We start from the raw sequence: 13623 nt of genomic DNA, 5'->3' as shown, positions 1-13623 counted from the left end.
AAAAAATGGATGAGCTTATCGCTTTTTGTTTTTGGCATACTTTGCAATCACTTCGCTCAGCTCAGCGTTTATTGCATCGCCTTTTTCCTTAGCAGCCTTAGCTTTATCAAGTGCTGCCATAAAGTTATCAGCAGCTACCAGCTCAGACACTTCTGTCAGCGAAGTTTCAACCAGTCCATTGTCGCCTTTAATAGCTTCCAAAGCAGCGGCACCTTCTTTTCCTTTCGGAGCCTGCGCAATCAACGCATTGTTCGAAGCCAGCAGCTTGGTCACATCAGTTTGCAGAGCGATCACTTCCTGTTTTACCTCTTCTTTGCGTGTTTCAGCCTTCACTTTCGTGTCAGCAGCCAGCTGGCTAACCACAGCCAATTGAGCTTTTACGCCATCAAAATTCTTAAACAATTTTCCGTTTTGAGCTTCAATGCTTTCGTTAACTGCAAGCATCGAATCCTGCAATGCGGCGAAATCTTCAGCAACATAAACAGAAGCACCGGCCGTATTAGCAGCTTCAATTGCGGCATTAACTGCATCAATTTCAGCTTGAGGAACTTTTCCGCAGCTACTAAACAAGACAGCGATACTGACAGCTGTCAACGCAATCATCAACTTTTTTTTCATCGTCAAATAAGTAAAATTTAATTTTCTGTATTAAAATTCAACCCAATGCTTAAATTCGTTTTATCTATGGCATTTCGGATTGAAATTTCCATTTAGACGGAAGGAAAACCGGAAGTAACGCCGAAGAGGAAAAAATATTTCTAATTTATTTTTATTCGCTTTTATGCACCTGGATCAGCACAAACATCTGAATGACGAAGAGCTGGTTGCGCGAATCATTCACGAAGGGAAAACCGAGCTTTTTGAGCTACTGTACAAGCGATACTTTTTTAAGGTGGTCGACAAAAGCTACAGTTTTATCAAAAATAAAAGCATGGCCGAAGATTTTGCCAACGACATTTTAGCCAAAGCTTACGAGAAACTTCCGGGCTTCAAAGGCAATTCGCTTTTTTCGTCGTGGCTGTATGCTATCACCTACAACTACTCCATCGATTACTTGCGGTTAAAAAAGAAACTCCACTACCCGAATTGGAACAGCGAAAATGAAATCCCCGATATCCCCGACGAGTCGGAAGCCGATCTGGAGGAAATGAGCTACGACAAACTTCTGATCATTTTAGAGAGGATTCACCCCGAAGAAAAAGCATTGTTGCTGATGAAATATCAGGACAATTTGCCGGGAAAAGCCATTGCCCAAACGCTGCGCATCAGCGAGGATGCTGTAAAAATGCGGCTTAAAAGAGCTCGCACACGCGTTATTTACCTTTATCAATCGATGCTCGAAAAAGATTAAGTCCCCCTTACTTTGATCCGGATCAACGTCAAAAACAGACACAAAACAGAACACCATGGACGCTAAACATTTTTTCACAAAACTATTCTCCGCCAATAAAAGCACACACACGCCTCCCGTTGTGTTGACTCGGTTTAACCAGCAATTTGAGCACCCGTTGAATGTTGAATGGCAAAAAATCGGCGATCAGTTCGAAGCTCTTTTTTACAAGAACGAGCTGGAACATATCGCCCGCTATGCTCCAACAGGCGAAATGACCAACCTTAAAGTGAATCTTCCCCTGGAGCAGCTACCGGAAAACATCGAAGCCGAAGCAAAAAAACATGGTGAACTGATGAATGTGATCCGAATTGAAAACGGAAAAATCCTCAAATTCGAGCTGATTGTGCGCGACCGGCAGATGAATCGATATTTTCTTTTAATTTCTCACGAGGGGGAAGTCATTGAAAAAGAAAAGCTTTAAAAAGCCGCTGAAAAAAATTTAAGCGCGGCGACTAAAAAATACTTGCACGGATCAGAAATATTATACTATATTTGCACCCGCAAGCAAAACGGTGGTTGTAGCTCAGTTGGTTAGAGCGTCGGATTGTGGTTCCGAAGGTCGCCGGTTCGAGACCGGTCTTCCACCCCAAAACAAAAGGATGTCAGAAATGGCATCCTTTTTTCGTTTTAAAACTCTCCTCCAAATTTTCAGCCAATAAAAACTTAATTTTGCATCTCGAAACTGAAACATGACGATGCAAAACAACAATCTTAAATACTATGGTGCGGCCCTGTTAGCAATGTTCTTCTGGAGCTTTTCGTTTGTCTGGTTTAAAATTGCCTACCGCGGCTACGAGCCCATGACCGTTGTCCTGATCCGTTTATGCCTGGCCACAGCAATCATGTTCGTAATCGCCAAACTTATCGGCAAGCTGCAGCCCATACAAAAAGGCGATTGGAAGTGGATGTTCCTGCTCTCGTTTTTTGAGCCTTTCCTGTATTTTATGGGTGAAAGTTTTGGGTTGAAATACGTATCCCCGACGGTTGCCGCAGTAATCGTGGCTACCATCCCTCTATTTACGCCCTTGGCCGCGCTCTATTTCCATAAGGAAAAAATGAGCTGGGCCAATTTCACGGGGCTGCTCATTTCGTTTGCCGGCGTTTCGTTGGTTGTGCTCGACAATTCGTTTCAGTTTTCCGCCTCGCCACTTGGAGTGGCCCTGGAGTTTCTGGCCGTGTTATCGACACTGGGCTATGCCATCATCCTGAAAAAACTAACCCACAACTACAACGGCTTCACCATCATCAGCTATCAAAACCTGTTCGGATCAATCTTATTTCTCCCCTTTTGGCTGGTCTTCGAAGCCGGAAAAACATTTCAGACTCCTTTCCACCAGGAAGCATTTATGGCCATCGTCAAGCTGGCTATCTTTGCCTCCATCTTGGGCTTCATTTTCTTTACCTACAGCATCCGCAACCTGGGCATCAACAAATCGAACATGTTCATCAATACCATGCCGGTATTTGTGGTTATCTTCTCCTTCTTCATCCTGGGCGAAGAAATTAACATCCAGAAGATCACCGGGATCGTTGGGGTTATTGCCGGGCTGTTTATTGCTCAGCTAAAGCGACGAAAAATAAAAGCCATCAAAAAGGTTGAAATTTCCAACATCGAAATCTAATTTTACCAGCTCACGCAAACACTTTGCCCGCTTAGCTGTTTGGTTATCGCAGTATGAGAAGTAGAAAGCATATTAATTTAGTCGTTCTGGTGTTTTTGCATCTGTTGCTGTTTGCCTACCCCATGGCAAGCAAAACGCTGCATACCCACGAGCAGACACACCAATGCAACTGCGACAGCCATACCGCCGGCGCTGCAATAACAAAGCAGGCTGAGCACTGTTTAATCTGCGACTTTGAGCTACTCAGCTTCGTAGCCGAGCCAGCCTACCGACCAACAGCAGGTCCCTTAAGTTTTCCGGTTTTAGTTTTTGCATCACCCGCAATATTCCATCCGGAACCGCCCCGGCATTACTCACTCCGCGGGCCTCCGATAGCCTGATTTCCACAATTTTAAAACTTCAACAAAAAACAGTTCATGCCTTATTCAAGGGGTGAACCTCATTTCGTGCGCAACAGTACAATGTTTCGCCATGCACTATTGTTGCCAAAAATAACCCGATATAAACATTGATATCTCATTCATGAAACATTCTATATTAACCGTATTAGCTGTACTTTTTCTACTTCTACGGAACACCGTAGCATTACCCATTGAAAATACCGGAAAAACAAGCCTCAGCGGATCAGTACTGGACGCAGAGACCCGGGAGCCTCTTCCGGCTGTTACCATCTATTTCCCCGAAATAAAAACCGGCACGCTAACCGACGAGCAGGGAAACTTTCAGCTCCACAACTTACCACAGGCCAGATTAACCGTTCAACTTAGTTTGATTGGCTACGAATCGATATCGAAGATGCTGGATCTGAAAACCATCAACTCGGTCAGTTTTGAGCTGAGCGAAGCAATCACCGAGATCAGCGAAGTGGTCATTACCGGGCAACCGGGACTGATTGAGCAGAAAAGAACGGCCTCGCCTATCAGCGTTGTTCCGAAAACAGAACTCCTGCAAAATACCTCGACCAACATTATCGATGCGCTGGCTAAACAGCCGGGCGTATCGCAAATCACAACCGGAGCAGGCATTTCCAAACCGGTAATCCGGGGACTTGGCTACAACCGGGTGATTGTAATCAATAATGGTATCCGCCAGGAAGGTCAGCAATGGGGCGACGAGCACGGTGTTGAGATCGACGAATACGGGGTCAACCATGTTGAAATTCTGAAAGGACCGGCCAGCCTGGCTTTTGGATCCGATGCCATGGCCGGGGTCATCAACCTGATTTCGGCACCCACCGTTCCCGAAGGAAACATCCGGGGAGCAGTTATGACCAACTACCAGACCAACAACGGGCTGTTCGGTTACTCAGCCAATGCCGCCGGTAACAACGAGGGCTTTATCTGGGATGCCCGCATTAGCGGCAAACGAGCTCACGACTATCAAAACAATATTGACAATTGGGTTGAAAACTCGGCCTTCCGCGAAAATGCTGCCAGCCTGCTGGTCGGGCTAAACCAGTCGTGGGGCTACTCGCACCTAACGCTCAGCCTTTACAATCTGGAACCGGGCATCGTTGGCGAAGGACATCATCACCACGACGGAGAAACAGCCGAAGAACACGAACAAGAACGAAAGCCGAAATCGTACCAACCGGAAGCACCCTTTCAAAAAATAAACCATTATAAGATGGCGTGGAACAGCAAGCTTTTTGTCGGACAGGGCAACCTTCAAACCACGCTCGGTTTTCAACAGAACAACCGCAAAGAGTTTGAGTCGGCCGATGCGTACGGGCTTTACTTTAAGCTGAACACTTTGAGTTACGATCTGAAGTACACCCTGCCAACGGCCAACAACTGGACACTAACAGGCGGCATGGGCGGCATGTGGCAACAATCGAAAAATGAAGGCAGCGAGTTTCTGGTTCCGGCCTATCAGCTCTTCGATGCCGGCATTTTCGCCATTGCTCACAAACAAATCAACCGACTGGATTTGAGCGGTGGCCTACGTTTCGACCGACGTCATATCGACAGCGATCCGCTTTATCTCGATGCTTCGGACGAGCCAACAATGGAAAATACAGCGGGGGCAACGGCCCGTTTTTCGGCCTTCGACAGCTCCTTCACCGGCTTCTCGGCAAGCCTGGGCGCCAGCTACCAACTCTCCTCATCGGTCTACACCAAGCTGAACATCTCCCGGGGATTCCGGGCACCAAACATTGCAGAGCTTGGCTCCAATGGGGCGCACGAAGGCACCTCTCGCTACGAAATCGGGAACACCGCTCTCAAACCCGAGAACAGCTTACAATTCGACTGGGGAATTGGTCTGGACAGCAAGCATGTCTCGGCCGAGCTAAATCTTTTCCACAACCATGTCAATCATTACATCTACAGCCATAAACTGCAGAATGTGGCCGAAACAGATTCTCTGATCAACGAAGTGCCTGTCTTTAAATTCACCGGAGGCGATGCGAACCTGTACGGAGGCGAATTCTTCATCGACATTCACCCGCATCCACTCGATTTTCTGCACTTCCAGAACACCTTTTCCTATACCCGTGGAAAATTGGTTAATCAGACAACTGAAGCCACAAACTTGCCGCTGATTCCTCCGGCACGCTGGATTTCTGAAATCAAAGTTGATTTTAAGAAGATCAACCGCTGGCTGCAAAACAGCTGGCTAAACTTCGGGCTGGAGCATAACTGGAAACAAGATCGCTACTATGCTGCCTACAACACCGAAACGGCAACGGCGGCCTACACACTGCTCAATGCCGGCGTGGGAACCGACATTGTGGGGAAGCACCGCAAATGGGCATCGCTTTACATCAGCTGCCGAAACCTGACCGACAAGGCCTATCAAAGCCACCTGAGCCGTTTAAAATATACCGGACACAATGACGAAACCGGCCGGGAAGGCTATTTTAATAGGGGGCGCAACTTCAGCGTCAAATTAATCGTTCCGTTTGGAACCAAACTTTAAAACGAATTTGGACAAGCCGAAAAGCACTGTTACTTTCAATCCCGACGGACTGATTCCGTCGGGATTTTTCGTTCTGCGTGAAAGGCAATGAACGCCACACCGCCGGATCATCAAGAGGCTTTGACGCTATTCGGGCCGACAACCTGCGAAAACAACGACAACAGTATAGTTGAAAGAATCCTAAACTTTCATTCCTGTTGGTGATTCCCCTGAATCATCTGTGTTTTTTTTTGAAAGGCAATGAACACGGCGATGCCGGGCCTCTATTTTCCGAATCCGTTTATCTTTGTGGCAAATTGTAAAAATTGAGCACTCGTGGATAAAATCCAATACTTCACACCTGCGCAACTAAAGGAAATGACCAATAACAACCGTCAGGAGTTCGCCTTGCTTTTTCAAAAGCTGAAAAAGAAAAAACCGAAAAACCTGGACGCCATTGTACATCAACTACACCAGGAAGCTTTTGATGAGTTCGACTGCCTGGACTGCGCCAACTGCTGTTCCCACATCAGCCCCATCATCATCGATAAGGATGCCGAGCGGCTGGCGAAAAGCCAAAAAATGAAGCCGGCTGATTTCATTGACAGCTACCTGTATAAAGACGAAGACAACGACTACGTTTTTCAGCAAACGCCCTGTCCTTTTCTGATGGCCGACAACTATTGCTGTGTGTACGAAAACCGGCCGCGTGCCTGCCGCGAATATCCACATACCGACCGGAGCCGCTTCTACCAGATCCTCAACCTGACCAAAAAGAACTGCGAAATTTGTCCGGTTGTTTTTGCCCTGGTTAAAGAGCTGACCAAACTGGATTGGTAACAATATTTAGCCCGAAACAACGTTGCTGAAAGAGACAAATCAAAAGCCCGTAAAATCCTGTAATTTGCAGCTCAACTGACGAAATCCCCAATGAAGCTCAACAAACTAATCATACTTTTTTTGCTGGCCATTCAGCTGCCCGGCTATGCTCAAATTGGCGGCGAGTCGACCTTCGAGTTCCTGAACCTGACCAACTCGGCACGAATGGGAGCCCTCGGAGGAAACCAAATTGCACTGGGTGACTCGACCGACCTGAATACAAGCTACAACAACCCTGCCTTGCTAAGCCGGGAAATGACCGGATTGGCACTGGCCAACTATGTCAGCTATATCGCCGGCATCAATTACGGCTATGCAGCCTGGGCTTTCGACTCGAAAAATGTTGGTCCGATCAGTCTGGGTGTCCAATACATCAACTACGGGAAATTCACCAATGCCAATGCCGAAGGTGAAAGGGAAGGTACTTTTAACGCTGCCGAATACGCCTTAATGGCTAGTTGGGCGCGGCAAATCAAGCAATTCCGGCTGGGAATAACCGTTAAACCGCTGCTATCGTCCCTGGAGTCGTACCAGTCGATTGGCCTTGCCTTCGATCTGGGGGCCGCCTATAGCAGTCCGAACCAGCAAACCACTCTGGGGCTGGTGCTTCGCAATATCGGCACCCAGCTCACCACCTACTACGAAGGAGCCGGGCACGAAAGCCTGCCCTTCGACCTTCAACTGGGTATTGGTCATAAGCTGGCTCATGCTCCCCTTCACCTGCTGGCAACTATGCAGCATCTGCAACGCTGGCAACTACTTGCCAACGATCCGGACATGGAATCGAAGGCGACTTTCGGCAAAAACCTGCTCGCTCACCTGGTTTTGGGTGCGGAACTACTGCCTTCCGAGAACTTTCACATCCGGGCGGGCTACAACTTTCAGCGACGCGAGGAATTAAGCTTCGACGAAAACAAATCGACCGTTGGATTCTCCTGGGGCTTTGGCTTCCGGATCAAACGATTCCGTTTCGACTATGGCTCGGCACGCTATCATCTGGCCTCATCGAGCAACCATTTTTCGGTTGCTTTCAGGCTTCAACCCTAGCCGGCAGGGCAATTGCAGCCCTGTAATTATTTCCGGCCACCGTCGGCACGTATTTCGCACCGGCCATCCACGCAAAAAAACTATCTTTGCGCCATGAAAAAAGCGGATCTACCACCAATCATCATCGCCATCGACGGACACTCCTCGTGCGGCAAGAGTACTGTAGCCAAGGAAATAGCCCAAAAACTGAGCTACATCTACATCGACAGTGGCGCCATGTACCGGGCAGTAACCCTGTTTGCTTTGCGCAACAATATTGCTGGCAACGAACAAGTTGATAAACAAAAACTCATTCAGAGCTTGCCCGAAATCAAAATTGAATTCCGCTTCAACCCCCAAAACCTGCGCAACGAAACCCTGTTAAATGGTGAAAATGTTGAAGAAGAAATACGCCAACTACCCGTTTCGCAACATGTAAGTTTGGTGGCAACCATCCGCGAAGTTCGTGAAGCCATGGTTGCTCTTCAGCAACAAATGGGGAAAAATAAAGGCATCGTGATGGACGGCCGCGATATCGGCACGGTTGTATTCCCAGAGGCTGAACTGAAAATTTTCATGACAGCCCGCCCCGAAGTACGTGCCCAACGCCGCTACGATGAACTGACCGCCAAAGGGCAACAGGTTGCATTCGACGATATTTTGGCCAATGTGATTGAGCGCGACCGAATCGATTCGAGCCGGGAAGTTAGCCCGCTGAAACAGGCAGCCGATGCCCTGATTCTGGACAACAGCGACATCACCCGCCAGGAACAACTGGACTGGGTGCTGCAACAGGTGGCCAGCCTAACCGGTGCAGCCTAACAAGCCATTTTCTTAATTGCATCCAAAAGTTGAAATGAAAGTAGTGATTGATGACAAATCCGGGTTCTGCTTTGGTGTTGTGAACGCCATCCAAAAAGCAGAACAACTACTCCGACAAGGAACGAAAATATATTGTCTGGGTGATATCGTGCACAACCAGCTCGAGGTGGAGCGCTTGCAGCAGTTGGGTTTGGAGACGATTGACCACAAGCAATACTTTCAGCTTTCGAATTGCAAAGTTCTGCTTCGGGCACACGGAGAGCCACCCTCAACCTACACCTACGCCCGGCAAAACAACATTGAACTGATTGACGGAACCTGCCCGGTTGTGCTGAAATTACAACAACGGGTAAAGAAAGCATTCGACGATTTGAAGCCGGCAAATGGCCAACTCATCCTGCTCGGCAAAAAAGGTCATGCAGAAATTATTGGCTTGAACGGGCAAACCGAAAACCAGGCCATCATTATTGAGCGTGAAGAGGATCTTGCACAAATAGATCCGAACAAACCAACCCTGGTATTTTCGCAAACCACCAAATCGCTCGACGACTTTCATCGTCTGTCGGCCGAAATCCGAAACATGGTTCGCTCGAAAACCGAAATTAAAGACACCATTTGCCGGCAAGTAGCCCATCGTGTCCCCCGGATGAAGGAATTTGCCGCCCAACACGATGCCATCATTTTTGTAAGCGGGCAGAAAAGCTCAAACGGCAAAGCCCTGTTCAACATCTGCAAAAGCATCAATCCAAACAGCTACTTTATCTCCAACAAAGAAGAGCTCCAATCAAACGAACTACGTAACTTTCAATCCATTGGAATCACCGGAGCAACATCAACCCCCAAATGGCAAATGGACGAAATAGCGGAGCTACTAAAACAACTTTAACACAACATTAAGCTTGCTCGGTTTTTGCACCAACCGATATCGCTGCTAAATTATTCCGACTTACTTTGCTGGCTCACAAAACTTTTTTTGAATAATTCCAATGACAAGGCGATATGCAGGTATATCCTACATGCAATCGATTGCAATGCGAATTTAATTTTATTCCAAAGCTTTATCTGGCTGACTTGGATGTGGCTATGCCCATCTGTAATTATGAAGAAAATGCGGGAAAGAAAGGAAGTAAACCACGACGAAAAGCTGTATAATATGAAACGTAAAAAGCTTGAAAAAATAGGCGTTCTCACCTCCGGTGGTGACGCTCCCGGCATGAATGCCGCCATCCGCGCAGTAACCCGTGCGGCCATTGCAAAAAAATTAAAAGTTGTTGGTATCCGCCATGGCTACCAGGGCATGATCGACGGCGACTTTGTCCCATTGCGTGCTCGTGACGTTAGTGGGATCCTGCACCGCGGAGGCACAGTGCTGAAAACCGCCCGAAGTGCAGAGTTCCGCACTGAAGAAGGCCGCGAAAAAGCCTACCAAAACCTCAAAAAGGAAGGTATCGACGCTTGTGTGGTCATTGGTGGCGACGGCTCCTTTACCGGAGCCCTGGTGTTCTCGCAGGATTACGACATCCCTTTTGTCGGTATTCCGGGGACCATCGACAACGACATGTACGGCACAGACTATACCATTGGCTACGATACAGCCCTGAACACGGTAGTAGAAGCAGTAGATAAAATCCGCCACACCGCCGCCTCGCACGATCGCATCTTCTTCATCGAGGTGATGGGACGCGAAGCCGGATTGCTGGCGCTTAGCTCGGGCATTGCCGTAGGCGCCGAAGCCATTTTAATTCCGGAGGCCAAAAGGCTGGAAATAGAACTGGATCAGTTCCTGAAAAAAGGCTATAAAGAAAAAGACCGAAGCGGAATTGTTATTGTTGCCGAAGGTGGCGAAACGGGGCGCGTAATTAAAATTGCAAAAGCTGTTGAAGAAAATTATCCGAACCTGGATGTCCGTGTTTCCATTTTGGGCCACATCCAACGGGGCGGAAAACCCTCGGCTCGCGACCGTATTGCGGCCACAAAAATGGGTGTTGCAGCTGTTGAAGCACTGCTTGATGACCAGAAGAGCATCATGATTGCACTGGTCAAAAACTTTGCAATCGACCATGTGCCATTCAAGAAAGCCGTAAAGCTTAACCATGCCATCGATGAGGATCTGGTACAGATTCAGAGTCTGATCAACATCTAACAGCTCCGGTTGAAAACAACAAGAGGCTTTTCGGCGATTTGCTGCACAACCAACCGCTGGCAGCAGCCCGCAGAGCCTCTTGTTTTACGCCCCCTGGCATCCCCTATCTCACTATTTTAATTCGCCTCCATCGTAAAGTTATCAACACTTTGGCCACCGTTGCGGCATTCCTGCCAAAAAATTGCGAAGTTTGCACCATCATGTCCGAACACCTGTATGCCGATGTCATATTACCACTGCCGCTGGGCGATTTATTCACCTACAGGATTCCACCTGCATTCCAAAGCACAATAAAGGTTGGCGTGCGCGTGGTTGTCCAGTTTGGTGCCCGCAAGTTTTACTCGGCGCTGGTTTACAAGCTCCACAACAATATGCCGGGCGGTTCGTTCGACCTGAAAGATATTGACGCCATCCTGGATCAGCAGCCGGTTATTGCTCCGGCCCAAATCATCCTGTGGGAATGGATGGTCGGCTACTACTGCTGTACACTCGGCGAGGTGTATAAGGCCGCCCTTCCCTCGGCTCTAAAACTGGAAAGCCAGACCAAGGTCAGCTTTAACCCCAATTTTGAAATACCGGAAGATTTACCGGGTGAGGAAGAGGCGCTGCTGCTGATGCTTCGGGGGCACGGACAAGCCAACATCCAAAGTATCAATAAATTTCTGGGCAAGAAATCGGCCCTTCCGGTCATCAAACTGTTGCTGGAAAAGAATGCCGTTTTAATTGAGGAAAAAATTGAAGAAAACTACGCTGCCAAGCTGCAGCCTTTCCTGTTTTTGCATCCCAAATTAGGCACCGAGCAGGCCATTGGCGAAGCGCTGGCCAGCCTTCAGAAAGCCAAAAAGCAGGCACAGCTGCTGGAGTTTTTCCTGTCGGAAACGCTGTACCATCCCGAACAGAAAGCCCAGATTGCGAAAAAAGAATTACTCGAGAAAAGCGGCATCAGTGAAGGTGTTCTTCGGGCACTGCTGGACAAAGAATATCTGCATCTCCAGGAAATCGAAGTAGGCCGTCTGGATCTGAGCTACGAGGGCGAACAACGAATATTCGACCTTAGCGAAGCCCAAAACCAGGCACTCGCCGCCATTGGCGAAGCCACAGCTCAGGCTAAGCCGGTACTTTTCCACGGGGTTACGTCGAGCGGCAAAACCGAAGTGTACATTAAACTGATTGAGGAACAACTAAAACAGGGCAAGCAGGTGCTCTACCTGGTTCCGGAAATCGGGCTGACCACGCAGCTCATCAACCGGTTGAAGCGGGCTTTTGGCGCACAAGCCGGCATTTACCATTCGCGCTTCAACGATTCGGAGCGTGTTGAAATATGGATGAACACCCTGCACGAACGGGAACAATCGTTCCGCATTATCGTTGGCGCACGATCGGCGGCTCTGCTGCCCTTTCGCAACCTGGGGCTGATCATTGTGGACGAAGAACATGAAAACAGCTATAAACAGTTCGACCCGTCGCCCCGCTACAATGCTCGAGATGTAGCAGTAGTGCTTGCCCAGATTCACCGGGCCGCTGTTGTGCTGGGCTCCGCCACGCCGTCGTTCGAGAGCTATTTCAACGTTAAAACCGGCAAATATGCCCTGGTGGAGCTCACGCAGCGCTACCAGAACATCAGCCTGCCCGAAATACGGATTGCCGATGTGCGACAGGCTACCAAGCGCAAACAGATGAAGTCGTTACTGACACCCGACTTGTTTGAATCGATCGAAAAGGCGCTGCAAAACGACGAGCAGGTCATCCTTTTTCAAAACCGCCGGGGTTTTGCCCCTTACCTGCAATGCGGCACCTGCGGATGGATTCCCAAATGCACCAACTGCGATGTAAGCCTCACCTACCATAAAAACATGGGCGCCGTGACCTGTCACTATTGCGGGCATACGCAAACCATGCCGGCCAATTGTCCGGAATGTCATTCCACCGAAATAAAAACCCGCGGATTCGGAACCGAGAAAATCGAAGAAGAACTGTCGATCCTTTATCCCGATGCACGGATTGCACGAATGGATATGGACAGCACCCGGGGGAAGAAAGCCTACGAGCGACTGATCTACCAATTCGAGAGCAAACAAATCGATATTTTGGTGGGTACGCAGATGGTCACCAAGGGACTCGACTTCGACCATGTTAGCGTGGTGGGCATCCTGAACGCCGACCAACTGCTCAACTACCCCGACTTCCGGGCTTTTGAGCGTTCGTACCAGTTAATTGCCCAGGTGAGCGGACGTGCCGGACGCAAAAACAAACAGGGCCTGGTTATCATCCAGACCAGCCAGCCCGAGCACCCGGTACTGCTCGATGTGGTGGCAAACGATTTCACCCGACTGTTCAACATCCAAATGAACGAGCGGAAAATGTTTAAATACCCCCCGTACTTTCGGCTTGCCAAGGTGGTGTTGAAACACAAAAGCCGCGAACGACTGAATATGGGGGCCAACCAGCTGGCCATCCGCCTGCGCAAGCTATTCGGGTTTAAAGTTCTGGGGCCCGAGTATCCGCTGGTGAGTCGCATTCAAAACTGGTATCAAAAAGAAATCTGGATCAAACTGGAACGGGATCAGAAACTGGGACATTCCAAACAACAAATCATGGACGAAATAAAAGCAGTGCGCGCTTTGCCCAACAACAGCAGCCTGCTGGTTTATGCTGACATTGACCCCATGTAGCGCTGGGCAAATGTGCTGTTAAATTTTGTAAAACCAGCAATCCCACGCAAAAAATGTTATTTTTGCAAACTCCGAAAAAGCCAGAAAACATCCCCTCCAGCGTGGAGAAAGTATGTCCGGCTCTTCCGGTATCCAATCGATTAATTTTTCAACTTACGAAGCATTTTC

The 13623-nt window shown here is 48.6% G+C and carries 11 protein-coding genes and 1 tRNA gene; 11 read left to right on the top strand and 1 reads right to left on the bottom strand.

The features are described from left to right. Window positions 1-15 precede the first annotated feature (15 nt). Window positions 16-618, bottom strand: a complete 603-nt coding sequence (locus C8N47_RS08970; protein WP_107822206.1) for a hypothetical protein — start codon at window positions 616-618, stop codon at window positions 16-18. A gap of 163 nt (window positions 619-781) precedes the next feature. Here C8N47_RS08970 and C8N47_RS08965 point away from each other — a divergent pair, with 163 nt between their 5' ends. The 11 genes from C8N47_RS08965 (at window position 782) to priA (ending at window position 13455) form a co-directional block, all read left to right on the top strand. Next, window positions 782-1351, top strand: a complete 570-nt coding sequence (locus tag C8N47_RS08965; RefSeq protein WP_107822205.1) for an RNA polymerase sigma factor — start codon at window positions 782-784, stop codon at window positions 1349-1351. A gap of 55 nt (window positions 1352-1406) precedes the next feature. After that, window positions 1407-1814: a hypothetical protein gene (locus tag C8N47_RS08960; protein ID WP_146161480.1), complete on the top strand. Its 408-nt coding sequence runs from the start codon at window positions 1407-1409 to the stop codon at window positions 1812-1814. Window positions 1815-1905: 91 nt separating this feature from the next. Continuing rightward, window positions 1906-1982 (top strand) — tRNA-His (locus tag C8N47_RS08955). Between the two features lie 106 nt (window positions 1983-2088). Continuing rightward, window positions 2089-3015, top strand: a complete 927-nt coding sequence (locus C8N47_RS08950) for a DMT family transporter (protein WP_170111343.1) — start codon at window positions 2089-2091, stop codon at window positions 3013-3015. Between the two features lie 522 nt (window positions 3016-3537). Continuing rightward, entirely contained in the window at window positions 3538-5934 is a 2397-nt protein-coding gene (locus C8N47_RS08945; protein WP_107822202.1) for a TonB-dependent receptor, read from the top strand. 315 nt (window positions 5935-6249) lie between these two features. Beyond that, entirely contained in the window at window positions 6250-6753 is a 504-nt protein-coding gene (locus tag C8N47_RS08940; RefSeq protein ID WP_245915693.1) for a YkgJ family cysteine cluster protein, read from the top strand. Between the two features lie 90 nt (window positions 6754-6843). Beyond that, window positions 6844-7839, top strand: a complete 996-nt coding sequence (porQ, locus tag C8N47_RS08935) for a type IX secretion system protein PorQ (RefSeq protein WP_107822200.1) — start codon at window positions 6844-6846, stop codon at window positions 7837-7839. Between the two features lie 93 nt (window positions 7840-7932). Next, the gene (cmk, locus tag C8N47_RS08930) at window positions 7933-8640 is read left to right on the top strand and encodes a (d)CMP kinase (RefSeq protein ID WP_107822199.1); all 708 of its coding nucleotides are present in this window, start codon (window positions 7933-7935) and stop codon (window positions 8638-8640) included. A gap of 34 nt (window positions 8641-8674) precedes the next feature. Continuing rightward, window positions 8675-9526, top strand: a complete 852-nt coding sequence (locus C8N47_RS08925) for a 4-hydroxy-3-methylbut-2-enyl diphosphate reductase (RefSeq protein ID WP_107822198.1) — start codon at window positions 8675-8677, stop codon at window positions 9524-9526. 222 nt (window positions 9527-9748) lie between these two features. Then, complete coding sequence (pfkA, locus tag C8N47_RS08920; protein WP_245915692.1) at window positions 9749-10783, top strand: 6-phosphofructokinase; 1035 nt, start codon at window positions 9749-9751, stop codon at window positions 10781-10783. Window positions 10784-10983: 200 nt separating this feature from the next. Beyond that, complete coding sequence (gene priA, locus C8N47_RS08915; protein WP_107822255.1) at window positions 10984-13455, top strand: replication restart helicase PriA; 2472 nt, start codon at window positions 10984-10986, stop codon at window positions 13453-13455. Window positions 13456-13623: the final 168 nt, after the last annotated feature.

It is taken from the genome of Mangrovibacterium marinum (genome assembly GCF_003046625.1).
GTDB classification, from domain to species: domain Bacteria; phylum Bacteroidota; class Bacteroidia; order Bacteroidales; family Prolixibacteraceae; genus Mangrovibacterium; species Mangrovibacterium marinum.
Note: the sequence above shows the minus strand (reverse complement) of the source record. Positions and strands in the feature narration are given on the sequence as shown.

Coding starts and splice junctions, on each gene's coding strand:
- C8N47_RS08960 (WP_146161480.1), top strand. CDS start 1,407: ATGGACGCTAAACATTTTTTCACAAAACTATTCTCCGCCAATAAAAGC.
- C8N47_RS08945 (WP_107822202.1), top strand. CDS start 3,538: ATGAAACATTCTATATTAACCGTATTAGCTGTACTTTTTCTACTTCTA.
- C8N47_RS08970 (WP_107822206.1), bottom strand. CDS start 618: ATGAAAAAAAAGTTGATGATTGCGTTGACAGCTGTCAGTATCGCTGTC.
- C8N47_RS08965 (WP_107822205.1), top strand. CDS start 782: ATGCACCTGGATCAGCACAAACATCTGAATGACGAAGAGCTGGTTGCG.
- priA (WP_107822255.1), top strand. CDS start 10,984: ATGTCCGAACACCTGTATGCCGATGTCATATTACCACTGCCGCTGGGC.
- cmk (WP_107822199.1), top strand. CDS start 7,933: ATGAAAAAAGCGGATCTACCACCAATCATCATCGCCATCGACGGACAC.
- C8N47_RS08925 (WP_107822198.1), top strand. CDS start 8,675: ATGAAAGTAGTGATTGATGACAAATCCGGGTTCTGCTTTGGTGTTGTG.
- porQ (WP_107822200.1), top strand. CDS start 6,844: ATGAAGCTCAACAAACTAATCATACTTTTTTTGCTGGCCATTCAGCTG.
- pfkA (WP_245915692.1), top strand. CDS start 9,749: ATGCGGGAAAGAAAGGAAGTAAACCACGACGAAAAGCTGTATAATATG.
- C8N47_RS08950 (WP_170111343.1), top strand. CDS start 2,089: ATGCAAAACAACAATCTTAAATACTATGGTGCGGCCCTGTTAGCAATG.